Source organism: Allosphingosinicella deserti, from assembly GCF_003012735.1.
In the GTDB taxonomy this organism is placed as follows: Bacteria; Pseudomonadota; Alphaproteobacteria; order Sphingomonadales; family Sphingomonadaceae; genus Allosphingosinicella; species Allosphingosinicella deserti.
The window spans coordinates 417,752-433,200 of sequence record NZ_PXYI01000001.1 but is presented as its reverse complement, the minus strand read 5'-3'; the positions used below and the strand labels follow the sequence as shown (position 1 = coordinate 433,200).

The 15,449-nt window shown below is 67.6% G+C and carries 12 protein-coding genes; 6 read left to right on the top strand and 6 right to left on the bottom strand.

Annotated elements, in window-relative coordinates; all coding sequences use genetic code 11:
• Positions 1-138: 138 nt before the first annotated feature.
• The gene (locus C7I55_RS01970; RefSeq protein WP_106511196.1) at positions 139-2,202 is read right to left on the bottom strand and encodes an ATP-binding protein; all 2,064 of its coding nucleotides are present in this window, start codon (positions 2,200-2,202) and stop codon (positions 139-141) included.
• Between the two features lie 507 nt (positions 2,203-2,709).
• On the opposite strand from C7I55_RS01970, the gene queF reads away from it, so the two are divergent.
• Entirely contained in the window at positions 2,710-3,156 is a 447-nt protein-coding gene (gene queF / locus C7I55_RS01965) for a preQ(1) synthase (protein ID WP_106511195.1), read from the top strand.
• A gap of 368 nt (positions 3,157-3,524) precedes the next feature.
• On the opposite strand, the gene C7I55_RS01960 is transcribed toward queF, so the two are convergent.
• The 3 genes from C7I55_RS01960 to C7I55_RS01950 form a co-directional block, all read right to left on the bottom strand.
• Positions 3,525-5,138 carry a tetratricopeptide repeat protein gene (locus C7I55_RS01960; RefSeq protein ID WP_106511194.1) on the bottom strand — a complete coding sequence of 538 codons (1,614 nt, stop codon included), beginning with the start codon at positions 5,136-5,138 and terminating at the stop codon, positions 3,525-3,527.
• A 28-nt stretch (positions 5,139-5,166) separates the two neighbouring features.
• A complete protein-coding gene (locus tag C7I55_RS01955; protein WP_106511193.1) occupies positions 5,167-6,198 on the bottom strand; it encodes a tetratricopeptide repeat protein in 1,032 nt (343 codons plus the stop codon).
• Positions 6,199-6,558: 360 nt separating this feature from the next.
• Positions 6,559-6,876: a putative quinol monooxygenase gene (locus tag C7I55_RS01950; protein ID WP_158266244.1), complete on the bottom strand. Its 318-nt coding sequence runs from the start codon at positions 6,874-6,876 to the stop codon at positions 6,559-6,561.
• 198 nt (positions 6,877-7,074) lie between these two features.
• On the opposite strand from C7I55_RS01950, the gene C7I55_RS01945 reads away from it, so the two are divergent.
• Positions 7,075-7,437: a winged helix-turn-helix transcriptional regulator gene (locus tag C7I55_RS01945; protein WP_106511191.1), complete on the top strand. Its 363-nt coding sequence runs from the start codon at positions 7,075-7,077 to the stop codon at positions 7,435-7,437.
• A 32-nt stretch (positions 7,438-7,469) separates the two neighbouring features.
• On the opposite strand, the gene C7I55_RS01940 is transcribed toward C7I55_RS01945, so the two are convergent.
• Positions 7,470-9,206 carry a tetratricopeptide repeat protein gene (locus C7I55_RS01940; protein ID WP_146150898.1) on the bottom strand — a complete coding sequence of 579 codons (1,737 nt, stop codon included), beginning with the start codon at positions 9,204-9,206 and terminating at the stop codon, positions 7,470-7,472.
• A gap of 185 nt (positions 9,207-9,391) precedes the next feature.
• On the opposite strand from C7I55_RS01940, the gene C7I55_RS01935 reads away from it, so the two are divergent.
• A complete protein-coding gene (locus C7I55_RS01935; RefSeq protein ID WP_106511189.1) occupies positions 9,392-10,369 on the top strand; it encodes a magnesium transporter CorA family protein in 978 nt (325 codons plus the stop codon).
• A 66-nt stretch (positions 10,370-10,435) separates the two neighbouring features.
• Here the strand turns inward: C7I55_RS01935 and C7I55_RS01930 are convergent, their stop codons facing one another.
• Positions 10,436-11,341: a LysR family transcriptional regulator gene (locus tag C7I55_RS01930; protein ID WP_106511188.1), complete on the bottom strand. Its 906-nt coding sequence runs from the start codon at positions 11,339-11,341 to the stop codon at positions 10,436-10,438.
• Between the two features lie 182 nt (positions 11,342-11,523).
• Between C7I55_RS01930 and C7I55_RS01925 the strand changes: the two genes are divergently transcribed.
• The 3 genes from C7I55_RS01925 to C7I55_RS01915 are packed head-to-tail and all read left to right on the top strand — an operon-like array spanning position 11,524 to position 15,323.
• Positions 11,524-12,144, top strand: coding sequence for a (2Fe-2S)-binding protein (locus C7I55_RS01925; RefSeq protein WP_106511187.1), 621 nt, complete (start codon positions 11,524-11,526; stop codon positions 12,142-12,144).
• A gap of 3 nt (positions 12,145-12,147) precedes the next feature.
• Positions 12,148-13,149 (top strand): FAD binding domain-containing protein, encoded by a 1,002-nt coding sequence (locus C7I55_RS01920; RefSeq protein WP_106511186.1) that lies wholly within the window; start codon positions 12,148-12,150, stop codon positions 13,147-13,149.
• Entirely contained in the window at positions 13,149-15,323 is a 2,175-nt protein-coding gene (locus tag C7I55_RS01915) for a xanthine dehydrogenase family protein molybdopterin-binding subunit (protein WP_106511185.1), read from the top strand. The genes C7I55_RS01920 and C7I55_RS01915 overlap by 1 nt, the downstream gene beginning before the upstream one ends.
• Positions 15,324-15,449 lie beyond the last annotated feature (126 nt).

Here is a 15,449-nt window from a genome sequence, read left to right as displayed (position 1 = left end):
GTTGAGTGGAATTCTGCGGAAGGCTAGTGGCGGGAGCCTACCCTGTCCATCGCCTCACCCGGGCTTCGAGAGTTGGCGCCCGAGTGATGCAGCCGCGCCACGTCCGCCTGACGTCGAAGCTCCGCATCGGCTCCGCCTTCACGCGGATGCGGGTGCGCTGGCGGGCGGCAGAGTGAAGCAGAGCAGCGCGCCTTCCGCCCGCGACTGATCGATCCAGATCCGCCCCCCAAAATTGTGGACGATCGCGCGCGAGATCGACAGGCCGAGGCCGAGCCCTTCGCGCTTGTTCGACGACAAGGGCGCGAAAATTTCAAGCAGATCGGCGGGAACGCCCGGCCCGTTATCCTCCACGCAGACCTTGATCGTGCCGTCGCTCAGCCGCTCGCTCGAGACTGCGACATGCGGCGCCCGCGCCGTCGCGGCCGCCTCGCAGGCGTTGCGCAGCAGGTTCATCAACACCTGCTGCAACTGGATCTTGTCCGCAGCGATCCAGCACGCATCGGCGCCGAGGCGGTGAACGATGTCGACACGCTCGATGCCGTTGGCCATGCGCACCAGCGAAATCGCATCCCGCACCACGTCCGGCAGATAGGCGACATCGTCTCCGCGCGGCTTCCGCGCGATCATGTCGCGGGCGCGGCGCATGATGTCGCGGGTGAGCATGATCTGTTCCTCGACTTCGTCGAGCGCGTCGCGGATCAGCTCCTCATCGCCGGGCGCCCGGCGCCGCGCATAGGCCTTGGCGCCGAGCAGGTAATTGGCGGCGGCGGTCAGCGGCTGAGCGAGTTCGTGCGCGATGGTGGCGGCCATCGTGTTGATCGCGTCGACCCGCGCCATGTGGGCGACCTCCTCGCGGAGCTGCTCGTGGACCTTTTCGTCGGTGACGTCCTGGTCGGTGCCGATGATTGCGCTGACCAGCCCCTCGTCGCTGAGCACCGGCGAGAAGACGAGCCGCCGGTTCGACGGACGATCGGGTATCGGCCAGACGAGGATCTCGCATTGATGCGCCTCCGCCAGCCGGATCGTCGCGGCGAGCGCGCCCGAGAAGCCGTCACGGCAGCTCTCGTCGACATAGGCGAGCACCGCGTCCAGCGTGAGCTGGTGATCGCCGGGCGGGCGCCCGTACATCTCGCACAGCTGGGGCGACCAGGTGAAAAGCTCCATCGCGACATCATAGTCCCAGTCGCCGATTCGCCCGATCCGCTGGGCCTCGCGAAGCTTGCGATTGGCGGCGGCAAGCGCGGCGACGGCGCGTTCGCGGCGAAGGAGGCCGAGCGTGGCCGTGGAGGCAAAGGCGAGGATCGCCAGCGTCAAGGCCGACATTCCGAGATAATAATAACGCGAGCGGCTGCGGATCTCCTTCAGCACGTCCGCCTCGCCGATCCCGACGGTAACGAACACGGGATAATTTTCCAGCCGCCTGTGGCTGAAATAGCGGCGGATGCGGTCGAGCGCCGCCGGCCCGAGATAGGTGCCGTTCGGGTCGCGCATCTGGCGTTCCATCACCAATTTGCCGCGCAGATCCTCGCCCCAGCCGAGCCTGTTCCCCTGCCGCCGGGCGAGCGTGATCCCGTCGAGCCGGATGGCCGAGATCAGATCCTCAGGCCGGATCGCCGCGCCGCGGGTGAAATCGACCAGGCGTTCGACCGGCATCTCGACGATGACGGCACCGGCGAACCGCCCGCCGCGGAGCGGCAACGGCCGCGCGAAAGCGATGACCGGCCTCCGCGATGTTTCGGAGAGTCGCGGCGCGTAGATCGACATCCGCTGCGTTCCGCCCAATCGTACTGCCTTGAACGTTGCGCTGGAGGTGATCCCCAGCGGCACGGCGCCGGGCACCGTGGAATAGCGAACACGCCCCTCGGCATCGACGATCATGACCGCCGAAAAGAGCCGATCCTGCGCGACCGGATCCGACAGCAAGCGCGGCGCGGCCGCTGCCGCGCCGGCCTCGATCGGCGGAGCATGGGCGATGATGTGGAGGGCGGCGAAGTCCGCGGCCTCCAGCGTGCGGGTGACATATTGCTCATAGGCGATCGCCCGGTTGCGGTTCTCGCGCAGCGCCGCCTCGATCGCGCTCGAGCGTTCGAACGCGAGCTGCGAGAGCGTCGCCGCCCATAGCAGCAGGATGAGAATGATGCTGCTTGCGCAGACGAGAACCGCCGTCGGCCTGCTCGACAAAGACGGATGGCTGGCTGGCATGGCTGCGCGCAAAGATCCCGACGGCGTGTCCCTACTGGGCGACAGCGCCCCCGGGACAGTGGCAAGACGCAGGCGCACGATAAAGCGATGCGCTCGCTCTTTCCATCTAAAGGACGGATTTCGTACGATTTCGAGAAATCGGTGGGGTGGGCGCGTATCCGCTCCGCCGTGCGCCGCTCGAAGGCAGCCGATCGCACAGTGTGGAGCGCATGCCCCGGTCCTCGGCGTGCGGGCCCCTGCAGCGGCCTGCTCGCGCCGATACCCGCCCACCGCACCCCTCCGGAGCCTCGGGCGGACGCAGCAAGTCGGCTCCGACGTACGCGATTGCGGAACACACAGGACCGGATCCAACGTGCTTCGGGTAGCCGATGACGATCTCGATTCGTCCAAGCGCGAGATCGGGCGTCATCAAGCGGATCCGGAATCATCCCGCCGCGTGAACGCCAAGGGTCGCCCGGGCGGAAAACCGGGATCCACTTTTTCGCCCGATGCTTTACAGGGCGCGGCATGGATCTCACGCATCTCGGCCAGACGAGCGCGCTGCCGACTTCCCCGGAGGACGCGCGGCTCGATTACGTCCCCAATCCGCGGCTCGGCCGCCTCTATCTCGTGCGCTTCACCGCGCCCGAATTCACCTCGCTCTGCCCGGTCACCGGGCAGCCGGATTTCGCGCACATCGTGCTCGATTATTGCCCCGGCGAGACGATCGTCGAGTCGAAGTCGTTGAAGCTGTTTCTCCATTCCTTCCGCAACCATTGCGGCTTCCACGAGGATGTGACCGTCGGCATCGCCGAGCGGCTCGTCGAGGAGATGCGGCCGACATGGCTCCGCATCGGCGGCTATTGGTATCCGCGCGGCGGCATCCCGATCGACGTGTTCTGGCAGACCGGCGCCCCGCCCGACGGGCTGTGGGTGCCGGATCAGGGCGTCGCAAGCTATCGCGGGCGCGGCTGAGGCGCAGGCGCCCCTCTGCCCGTACCGCTTCGTCGACGGGCAAGAGACTGACCACCTGAGGGCGAAGCGTCTAGCTCCAGCCTGAGGTGTGAATCAAGCTCTCAACCAGGGACGAGAGCATGATTCACGGATCAGGATGACTCAGCCTGATCCGATCATGCTCTAGGAATACGCCATCGCTGAAACGTCCGGCAGAGGGAGGGCGCATCGCGTCCAATCCCGTTGGCGCGCGTTGCAGCAGCGAACGGAGGCGCGGAGCGCCGTTGCGGATTCGGGAGAACGCGCCCGTCCCAGGGCTGCGACGGCGAAGCACGAGTTGGCGGCATCACCGGGATCGGCTGCCGCCTAGGCGGATCCGCCATGGTCAATCATGCAAAGCCCAGGCGTTCGGCGCGAACCTCGTCGAGCATCTCCTCCGCCTCTTCGTCGCCGGCCGCGACGGCCTTGCACAGCCAGGCCTCGGCGCTGTCGAGATCCTTCTCGACCTCCCGGCCGATCGCACAGACGAGACCGAGTCGACCCATGGCGCGCGCGTCGCCGAGCCCTGCCGCGGATTGCAAAAGCTGAAGGCCGCGGATCGCATCCTTGGGGACGATCTCGCCGAGCAGATATTGCTGTCCCAGGATGCTGATCGCCCGTACGCTGCCCGCGTCGGCGGCCTTGGTCAGCCAATCCATTGCGGCATCCGGGTCAACCGGAACGGCGCCGCCCCAAAGATGCTCCGCTCCGAGATCCGCCATGGCTTCGGCGCTGCCATGGTCCGCGGCCCGCCGGGTCCATGCAAAAGCCTCTTCCCGGTCCCGGCGCACGCCGCGGCCGTGCAGGTACATGATTCCGACGCTCCGCTCGGCATTGGCATCGCCGCCCTCCGCGCAGAGGCGGAGCAGCCGCAACGCTTCGGCGGGATCCTCCGGAACACCCCGGCCCTGATCGTAGAGCATCGCCAGCATGAACGTCGCATCGAGATCACCGGCCTCGGCCTGCTCCTTGAGGCAAGCGACTCCGGCATGTTGCAGCGCGGGGCCCGGCGGACCGAAACCCTCCAAGCCCTCGATCAGCCTCCGGACAAAGCCCGGTGCCGGGATATGCGGTCCTGTTTCGCCGAGCTGCGCCTCCCGCCCGATCTCGGCGGCTGCGCCGACCTCTTGCCCGTCAGGCGCAGCCGCTTCCCGCGTTGGTGTGTCGTCACGGTTCGCAGCTTCCTCACGGTACAAGGCGGCCAGTCGCTCGTTCTTCTCCACGCCATGTCCGTTGGCAAAACAGGCGGCAACGTTCCGAGGGGCCTCGGGATCGCGGCCGGCGGATGCCCGCACGTACCAGCGAAATGCCTCCGCCGGATCCTCAGGCACGCCCAAGCCCTGCTCGTACATCGCACCGATGGCGCGTTCGCAGGCGGCGTACGGCTTGGCTGCCCCGGCGCGGAATATCCGCATCGCTTCGTCATAATCCTTCTCGATGCCCCGGCCGTCGCGATACGCCTCGCCGAGGATCAGCATCGCGTCCCCATAATCCCCATCGGCCGCGACCCGCAGCCACTTCACACCTTCCTTTGGGTCCGGTGCGACCGAATCGCCATCGCCCTCCAGAAGCGTGGCGCCGAGGAGCAGCGCGCCCAGCGGCTCCCCTCTCTCCGCGGCTTGCCGGTAGTATGAGATTGCCGCCGGCGGATCTTCGGGTACGCCGCGGCCGATGTGGAGGAGCTCGCCGATATGGACGAGCGCCTTGAGCGACCCCGCATCGGCGGCGACTCGGAACAGCCGCATCGCTTCGGCCGGATTGCGATATTCGGGATCGCCGAAAGCATATTGGACGCCGAGCATTCGACCGGCTTCCGGATCCCCCTCCCCCGAGAGTCTCTTCAGGATCGATGTCGAGGTGGCGAGATCGCCCCGCATCAGAGCCTGTTCCGCCTCGGCTATTCCCGGCGACCGAAGCACGGCGCGCTGCACGGCGCGAACGACATTGGCCAACAGGGTCGCCACCGCCTGCTCCTTCCCTCGTGTCAGAGTCTCAAGGATGTCCGGTCACCGAGGTTGCGCCGCCTGGGTCTCGCAAAGGAACTGCCGGCTCGGCAGCTTCCCCGGCGACGACAGGAATCTCGGGATGCCGTGCCCTGAACGCGGCGAGCACCTCAGGTGCCTTGGCGGCGTCGGCATCGATCGCTTTGCCCAGCCAGCGCGCCGCCTGCTGCAGATCCGCCGCGACCCCGTCGCCCCGCTCGTAGGCGAGCGCCAGTACCAGCATGGCGTCGCCGTCGCCGCGTTCCGCCGCGCGCGCGAACAGCCGGACGCCGGTCGCCGGGTCACGTGGACCGCCGTCGCCCAGCATCCACATCTCGCCCAGTTCGACGAGACCGACCCGGTCGTCCGTATCGACCGCCTGCTGGTAGAGGCGGCGCGCCTCCGGGGCATCGACGGCGACGCCATACAAGCCCATGCGATAGGCATCGCCGAGCATGACGAGGCCGATCGGGCTGCCCAGCGCCACGGACTTGCGATACCAGGCCAGCGCTTGCGCCTCGTCGGCGCGGACCGTCACCCCGTCCCGGTAGAAATTGCCGACATCAACCGCCGCCTCACCGCTGCCATGCGCGGCCGCGGTGCGGAACCAGGCCATTGCCCTGGCGAGATCGCGGCGCACGGCCTGACCGTTCTGGTACATGATCCCGATGCTCCGCTCGCAATCGGCACTGCCGAGCGCCGCACAACGGTGGAAGAGCTTGAGCGCCTTCGCATCGTCTTCCGCGACGAAGCGTCCCTCGTCGTAGAAGACACCCAGCATGAACATCGCATCCTGGTCTCCCCCGTCCGCCTCGCGGGTGAGTCTGACGACTGTATCATCCACGTCCTTCTGCTCATCGGCGGTGAGCGGCCGATCCGGCGGCGCAGCACGTCCCTCGGCATCGAATGCGAGCCATCCCGTGACGCCGGCAGCGAGAAGAACCAGCAACAGCAGCATCGGCCACGTGCGAACATGTCGCGAGCGCCGGCTCTCGGGTTCGACCCTGCTGGCTCCATTGTCGGCGTGGCATGAATTCGGCATCGCGCGCCCCTCTCGTCAAGACAGGATGGGGGCAGCGGCCCACGCCGCTCGCCCCGTACGCCAAGCACACATCGAACAGACAGGGATACGCGCAGTCCGGACCGGCCTGCGAAGCAGATGCACCGGCCGCTCGGTACACCGAGCGGCGAGCCTCAAACCAGAACGACTCGGGCCAACTTCCTAAAGTCGTTCACCTCTCGTTCCTAGCATGATCGCCGGGCGGAACAAAGCATCATTCCGGAACAATCGCCAAACGCTTGGATTGGCAGCGACCCCTGCCCGAACGAAGGCGCGCAACCTGTCGGGAGCGCCGCTTTCCGGAGCAGCCGACGTCCGTATCGTCTCGTAACGCCACCAAGGTCAGGCCCTGTCGCTCGAGCGGCCGCCCACGCCCGTATCCGCATAGTGGCGCATCTCGGCGATCTCGCCCACATAGGCGCGGATGGCTGCAAGAAACGGCGGGAAGTGCGCCGAGCGCCGAAAGCCGCGCATGTGCGCGTCCGCCGACTCCCAGCGGATCCGCAAGATCAGGCTGTTGGGGTCCTCGACGCATTGGGTCAGCTCATAATCGATACACTCCTGGGCCGCGTCGAGGTGCTTGGCGGCCTCCCGATAGGCGCCGATGAGGGCGTCGGGCGTGTGCGTGGTCAGAGCGTAGCGGACATATTCGACGATCATGGGCTTCCCTCCTCCCTCATGAAGCTGAACGCAGCGATGCGGGGTGCGCTGCGCCCCGAAACCTGCCGTCATCCCCTGCAGCAAACCAGGCGGCGGCGAGCGCGTGGCGTTTCTCATACCGCGCCGCCTCCCCTGCTGATATGACGAGTGAAGCAGCCCGCCCGACCGGGTTCAACGCACCAGTTGGTAAGGACTTCGGTGAGCAGGCGCTTTCGCAAGCAATATGGCTGCCCGGTCGAGCTGGCCGTGGATGTGCTCGGCGGCAAGTGGAAGACGGTGATCCTCGCCCGGATCAAGGAGGGGCCTCTTTCTTATGGCGGCCTGCGCAAGGCCATTCCCGGACTCTCCGACAAGGTGCTGAGCGACAAGCTCAGGGACCTCATCGAGCTCGGCGTGATCGAACATGGCGGCGCGCCCTCCGATCGCAAAGTCTACGCGCTGAGCCGGCGCGGCCGCGACCTCGCCCCCGCGCTCGAGGCTCTCTACCACGCCGGAACCCAGCTCTCCCCGGACCTGGGTGTCTCCTTCGCCCCGCTTTCTCCGGGGCATGATAGCAACTAGAATGGCGCCGCTGCGTACGGCGGCGCGCCCCCTTAATCGGCTCCGCGCAGCTTCAGATCCGCGAGCAGCCCGGCGGCTTCGTCGTCCCCGGCCTCGATCGCCTTGCGGAACCAGGCCTCCGCCGCCTTGCGGTCCACCGCGGTCCCGATGCCTTCCGAGTGATTGATGCCGAGATAACGCATCGCCAGCGCATCGCCGAGCGCTGCAGCCTTTTGGTACAGGCCGAGAGCGGCGGGAGGATCGGCCTTGGTGCCGATGCCTTCCTCGGTCAGCGCGCCGAGCTGGGTGAGCGCATCGGCATCGCCGTCATCGGCGCTCCGCCGGATCAGCGCGAAGCCCCTGCCGACATCCTTGGCACCGCCGTCTCCGTCGATCAGCATCGTGCCGAGCAGATAGCGGCCGCGCGAGTCGCCGAGGCCCGCGGCACGCTCGAACAGGCGCCGCGCTTCCTTCGCGTCCTTGTCGATGCCGCGGCCGTTGAACGTCATCACACCCAGGTTGGTGATCGCCGTCGGCTCGTCGAGGTCGGCGGCCTTGCGGTACCAGGCCACCGCCTGCGCGACGTCCTTGGCCACGCCCTCGCCCACCTCATAAGCAAAACCGAGGCCGTTCATCGATCTCGCGCCCCCACGTCCGGCACCCTTGCGGTACCATTCGAACGCAGCTTTCAAATCCTTGGCGACCCCGCGGCCGTTGGCCAGCGCATAGGCATAGCGCTCGATCGCGTCGACTTCGCCCGCGTCGGCGGCGCGGCGATAGAGATCGGCGGCCCTGGCGAGATCGACGTCACCGCCCGCGCCCCATTCCAGCATCTCGCCGAGCCCGGCCAGCGCCGGCCCGGACTCGGCCGCGATCGCCTGCTCGTACAGGCCCCGCGCCCGCACCGGATCCTCCTTCATGCCGATGCCCCAGCGATGGGCTTCGGCGAGGGCGGTCAGTCCGCGCGCGCTGCCGGCATCGGCGGCCTTCCTGTACCAGGCGAGGGCCTGCGCCTCGTCCTTGGCGACTCCGGTGCCATAACGGTAATCGTGGCCGACATCGACGAACGCCTCGATATTGCCGTGCTCGGACGCGGCCTTGAACCAGCGGAAACCCTCTCTCTCGTCCTTGGCCACCCCACGCCCGAGATCATACATCAGGCCGACGCTGCGCTCGCAATCGCTGTCGCGCAGCGCCGCGCACTGGCGGAACAGGCGAAGCGCTTCCGTGTCGTTCTCCTCGACACCCTGGCCGTAATCATGTGCGACGCCGAGCAGATAGATCGCCGTGGTTTCGCCGTCGGCGGCGGCGAGCTTCAGCCAGCGCACCGCCTCCAAATGGTCGACCGAAGTGCCGACGCCGCTGCGGATATTCATGCCGAGATACAGGCGGCCGAGCGAGTCGCCCTTGTCCGCCGCTTCCCGATAGAACGTATTGGCCTTGGCGGGATCCTTGGCCACGCCGCTGCCATTTTCGTGCATCAGCCCGATCTCGACCAAGGCCCTGGTCACGCCTGCATCGGCCGCCAGGCGGAGCAGGCGCAGCGCCTCGCCATGATCCTCGGCAACTCCGCGGCCACGATTGTAGACACCGGCGAGCAGCAGCGCAGCGTTGGCGTCGCTACGCTCGACCAGCGGCCGCAGCAATCGCGCCGCTTCGGAATCCTCGCCCGCCGCGACCGCGGCCTCGGCGGCGGCGAGCGCATCCTGCGGCTTGCCCGCCTCGATCGAAGCCGTCGGCACGGCACCGTCGGCGACGCTGACCGCCAGCGCGGCGATATAGATCAACATGTTCGAACCCCCTTGCCCGAAACGCGGCGTATCGCCGATGCGGAGCCGAAACAAGAATGTCGCAGTCGCCTCCCTGCAGGTCCGAACTTGGGACGTTCATTCCCGGCACGAATCCTCGCCCGATGTGGCACTTCTCGCGAGGCAAGCTATGGAAGCGCCTGCGAACGGGAGCGGATGACCTTAAGATGTTGCGAGCATTCTCCACCGAGCAGGGAAATGTCACACTCGATCCGGGCGCCTCGGCCACCTTCCCCGCCCATATGCCCTGGATCGATCTCCTCTCTCCGTCGCGAGAGGAAGAGGTTTTCGCCGAACGCGCGTTCGACCTCGCCATCCCCACGCGGGAGGACATGGTCGAGATCGAGCCTTCGAGCCGTCTCTATCGCGAGAACGGCGCGCTCCATCTGACGGCGACGGTAATTGCCGGGTTCACCGAAGGCGATCCGAGAACGGTTCCGATCAGCTTCGTGCTCACCAAGGAGCGTCTGATCACCGTTCGCTATGACGATCCGCTCTCCTTTCGGGCGTTCATCTCCCATCTCGATCGGCAGCCGGAACTCTGCCGATCGCCCGCATCCACGTTGGTGTTTCTGCTGGACGCCGTGGTCGAGCGGACCGCCGACATTCTCGAGGAGGTCGCCCGGATGACCGAGGAGGTGTCGACCGCGGTCTTCCGCCGCGGCCGCGGGCCCGACCGGAAGCGCATGAGCAACGAGACGCTCGAGGACATCCTGCTTCAGATCGGATCCGCGCAAGGGGTTCTTTCGAAGGCGCGTGAAAGCCTCTCCAGTCTTTCCCGGATGCTCAGCTTCCTAGCCTTCTCCCTTCCCGAATACGAAGCCTCCGAGGCGCCCCACCTCAAGACGGTCTCCCGGGATGTTTCCTCTCTAAGCGATCAGGCCGCCTTCATGAGCTCGAACGTCACCTTCCTGCTCGACGCCGCGCTCGGCCTGATCAACATCGAGCAGAACGCCATCATCAAGATCTTCTCGGTTGCCGCCGTGATCTTCCTGCCGCCCACGCTCGTCGGCACGGTCTACGGCATGAATTTCGAGCATATGCCGGAGCTGAAATGGCTGTTCGGCTATCCGATGTCCCTGGGGCTGATGGTCGTCTCCGCGATTCTTCCCTATCTGTGGTTCAAGCGGAAAGGCTGGTTGTAAGCCTTCCCGCCGACGGGCACCGCGTAATCACATCAGGCTAGTAGCCGCGACAAGGCGCGACAGCCTTCAGAGCCGTCCCTCGGCCTGAAGCGTCCGAAACAGTTCGAACAGCCAGTCCGCGAACACGCGCACGCGCGATGAGGGGAGGCGTCCGCTCGGATGGAGCACCGAGATCGGCAGACGCGGCGGCGGATGGTGGGCGAGCACCGCCACCAGCGCGCCCTCGGCCAGTTCACGCAGGACGCGGTAACGCGGCACCTGGATCAGACCCAGTCCTGCGACCGCGGCAGCGGTATAGATTTCGGCGCCGCGCACGGTGATGTCATAGGGCATCATCACTTCCCGCACCGCGCCGTCTTCGATGAAGTCCAATGCGTAAGGCTGGCCGTTCGCCGAAGCGGTATAGGCGACCATGCGATGCTGCCCGAGCTCCTCCAGCCTCTGCGGCACGCCGAAGCGCCGGAGATAGTGCGGGCTCGCGAGCGTCGCCTGCTCGGCCGAGGCGACCTGCCGGCCGGTCAGCGATGAATCGGGGAGAACGCCCGCGCGGAGGACGCAGTCGATGCCTTCTGCGACCAGATCGACCATCCGGTCGGTCTCGCTGAGACGAAGGGCGATACCCGGGTGGCGCGCCATGAAAGCGGGCAGTGCGGGCAGGACGAAGAAGCGCGCCAACGTGCCCTGCATGTCGACGCAGAGCGGGCCTTTCGGCGCGCCGTCGCGGAACCCGCTCTCAATGTCCTCCAGATCCGCCAGCAGCCGGACGCACCGGCGATAATAGGCGACACCGTCCTCGGTCGGGCGGACGGCACGGGTGGTGCGGTCGAGCAGCCGAACGCCGAGCTGCGCCTCCAATTGCTGGATCGCCCGGGTAACGCTTGCGCGGGGAAGCTGCAGATCGCGGGCGGCGCTCGCGAAATTCGCTCGCTCGACGATCCTGACGAACAGACGCATGACATCGAACCGGTCCATGCCTCTCACATGCGCCGCGCCGACCCGGGCATCAACGGTGGATTGTTGTCGCCGCTGGAATGCTCTGTTCAGCCGGCCACGGCTTCACCAATCGTCCTGACTCGATATTGTTGTCTGCAGAACAACGCGGCGTCGCCATCCGCGTCGGCCGAGAACTCCAACCCGAAAGCAGGAGCAGTCGCATGTCCGACGCGCCGGAGCCGGATCGTGTCATAGTCAGCCGCCGCGAGGCGCTCGAGGTGGGCGCCGGCATCGCCGTTGCCGGGCTGGCCGTGCCGGCCGAGGCACAGGCCCCGGCCGCGCCCCCGGCGCGCTCGATCGGACCTGGTACCACCCTCCCGCTCTCGACCCGCATCAATGGCCGGCCCGTGTCCATCGACATCGAGGCGCGGACCTCGCTGCTCGATCTGTTGCGGGAGCGGCTCCGCCTGACCGGCACGAAGAAGGGTTGCGACCACGGCCAGTGCGGCGCATGCACCGTGCATGTCGACGGACGCCGCGTCGCGTCCTGCCTGACGCTGGCCGCCAAGGCCGAGGGCCGCGAGGTCGTGACGATCGAGGGGATCTCGGACGGCGAGACGCTCCATCCGATGCAACAGGCCTTCATCGATCAGGACGCGCTGCAATGCGGCTATTGTACGCCCGGCCAGATCATGGCCGGGATCGCCTGCGTCCGCGAAGGTCATGCCGGTTCGCGCGCGGAGATACGCGAGTTCATGGGCGGAAACATCTGCCGCTGCGGTGCTTATGTCGGGATCGTGGCCGCGATCGAACAGGCCGCCACCCAGATGCGGCGGAGCTGAGCGATGCGTCAGCTGACCTATGTCCGCGCCGAGACCATCGACGAAGCGATCGCAGCGCATGGCCGGGCGGGCGCCCAGGCCCGCTACATTGCCGGCGGCACGACATTGTACGATTTGATGAAGCTCGGCATCGAGCAGCCCGCCCACCTCATCGACATCGCCGACATCCAGGGTTCGGAGCGCATCGACACGAACGGCGACCGGCTGTTCTTCGGCGCCGGCGCCCGGATGGCGGACGTCGCGGAGGACCGGGTCGTCCGCCGCGACTATCCGGTCCTCGCCGAAAGCCTCGCCAAGGCGGCCTCGCAGCAGCTGCGCAACATGGCGAGCGTCGGCGGCAACCTTCTTCAGCGAACCCGCTGCCCCTATTTCCGCAACGGCGCGGGCGGAGTCTATCCGTGCAACAAACGTGAGCCCGGCACAGGCTGTGCGGCGATCGGCGGTCTCGATCGCGGCCAGGCCGTGCTCGGCATCAGCGAGTCCTGCACGGCGGTCTCCCCTGGCGACTGGCCGGTGGCGCTGACCGCGCTCGACGCCGAGATCCTGCTGTCGGGTCCGGCCGGTCCGCGCAGCGTGCCCGTGGCGGATTTCTACCTGCTGCCGGGCGGCACGCCGCATCTCGAATTTGCCATCCGCCCCGGCGAGATCGTCACCGGCATCGCGGTTCCCAAGACCGATGCAGGCCGGCGCTCGACCTATCACAAGATCCGCGACCGCGAGACCTATGCGTTTGCGCTCGCCTCCGCCGCCATTGCCTTGTCGATGGACGGCGACCGCGTCCGGCGCGCGCATGTCGCGCTCGGCGGAGTCGCCACCCGGCCCTGGCGTGCCCGCGAGACCGAGGCGCTGCTGGAGGGGCAGCGGCTCACCCGCGAACGCGCCTTGGCGGCCGGCCGCGCCGCCTTTGCCGGGGCCCGGCCCGGAACGCATAACGGCTTCAAGGTGGAGCTCGGTGCGCGGACGATCGCCGACGCCGTGATGATCGCAGCGGAAAGGAACGCCTGATGGCCTTCGAACCCAATCCGGATCGGCCGAGGATCGATGCCCGCGACAAGGTGCTCGGCAAGGCGCTGTTCGCGGCCGACCGCGAGGTGCCGGGCCTGCTGCACGCGATGACCGTGCCCGCGGCCATCGCCAAGGGCGCCATCGAAGCGATCGACGCCGCGGCGGCGGCACGGGTGCCGGGGGTGGTACGAGTCTTCACCTGGCGCGATTTCGCCGACATCCGAGAAACTCCGGCCACCCGCGGCGGCGGCGGCGAGGTGCCGGGCTACCAGCCGATGAAGCGGCCTGCGATCCGCCATCGGGGCGAGCCGGTGGCGCTGGTCGTCGCCGAGACCCTCGAAGCGGCGATCGAAGGGGCCGAGGCGGTGCGGATCCGCTACCGCGCCAGTGATTTCACCGGCTGGCACGACCGGCCCGGCGCCGAACGCGAGCCGGTGCAGACGGATCGATCGGCGGGCGATGCTCCGCGCGCGCTGGCGGCCGCCGCCAGGAGCATCGACGTCACCTACGATCACCCGCAGCAGCATCACAATCCGATCGAGATGATCTCGACCACCGCAGCCTTCGTCGACGGCAAGATCGTGGTGATGGAAGGCACCCAGAATGCGGCGGCCTTCAAGTTCGGCCTGGCCGGCATGCTCGGTCAGGATCCTGCGATGCTCGAGGCGAGCAGCCCCTATGTCGGCGGCGGTTTCGGCCAGAAGAACCAGTTGCAGGAGCAGACGGCGCTGGTCGTCCGTGCCGCGATGCTGCTCAAGCGCCCCGTGAAACTGGTCATGCCGCGCAGCCAGCTCTTCCACACCGCCACCTACCGCCCGTTCAGCCGCCACCGGATGCGGATCGGCGCCAGCGAAGCCGGCAAGCTCGAAGCGGTGCTCTATGACGTGGAACAGCAGAACAGCCGGTTCGACCAGTACGCGTCGGCGCATGGCGAGCATGTCAGCCGCATGTACGCGACACCCAATTGGCGCTCGACCAACCACCGCGTCCGCATCGACGTGCAGTCGCCCGCCCAGCAGCGCGCTCCGCACGAGCACCCTTCGAGCTACGCCACCGAATGCGCTTATGACGAGCTCGCTTATGCGCTCGGAATCGATCCGCTGGAGCTGCGGCTGCGCAACGATGGTGCGATCGACCCGATCAGCGGCAAGCCGTTCACGTCGCGCCGCCTCGCCGAATGCCTGACCCGGGGCGCCAAGCGCTTCGGCTGGGACCGCCGCACGCACGAACCCCGATCGATGCGCAGCAAGGATGGGCAACTGATCGGGCTCGGAGTCGCCGCCGGGGCGTATAAGGCGTCGATGGCGCCTGCGGTCGCCCGGCTGCGCGTCGCCGCCGACGGATCCTCCTATCTCGCCGTCACCGGTCAGGAAATCGGACAGGGCATGCGCAGCGCGGTGGCGGCCGAGCTGATCGACGTCCTCGCCATCGATCCGGACCGGCTCGAGATCGCGATGGGCGAGACCGCCGCCGCGCCCCAGCATCTGACCGCTGGGTCCTGGGGCGCCGCCAGCGCCGCACCGGCCGCCCGCGCGGCCGCGCTTCAGCTGCGCGAGCGTCTGGTCGAACTGGTCGGTGCCGAGCGCGCGAACGGCCCTGCCCACGAAGTGCTCGCCCGCGCGCGCCGCCCGTTCCTCGAAGTCGAGGTCAGCCATCGCGGCCTCGATCAGCCGGAAGCTGTTATGGACCGGCTGAATCGCGGCCTCCCCGCGCCCGCCGGCCCGGATTATGAGCGCTTCACCGCGTTCAGCTGGATCGCGCATTTCGCCGAGGTCCATGTCGAGCCGACGACCTGCCGCATTCGCGTGCCCCGCGTCGTCAGCGTCTGCGACTGCGGCCGCGTGCTCAACCACCGCACGGCGATCAGCCAGGTTCGGGGCGGGGTCGTCTGGGCCTTCGGCGCCGCCCTGCGGGAGATCGGCGAGGTCGACCCGCGCTTCGGCCGTGTCCTCAACAACGATCTTGCCGACTACGTCCTCCCGGTGAACGCCGACATCGGTGACATCGACGTCGAGCTGCTCGACGAGCCCGATATCAACCTCAACATTTCGGGCGCGAAGGGCGTCGGTGAAGTGGCGATGGTCGGCGCCACCGCGGCAATCGTCAATGCGGTCCACCACGCCACCGGCAAGCGGATCCGCCATTTGCCGATCCGGATCGAAGACCTGCTCTGAGCCTTCAATGAAACCCCCGCGGCCCGGCCGGCCATGATCTCGGAGCCGCGTAAGCCGTTCTTCGTGGTCTCGACATGAGGAAGGCCGCGGCACGAATGCCGCGGCCCCGCCCTGCTCGCACTCTCA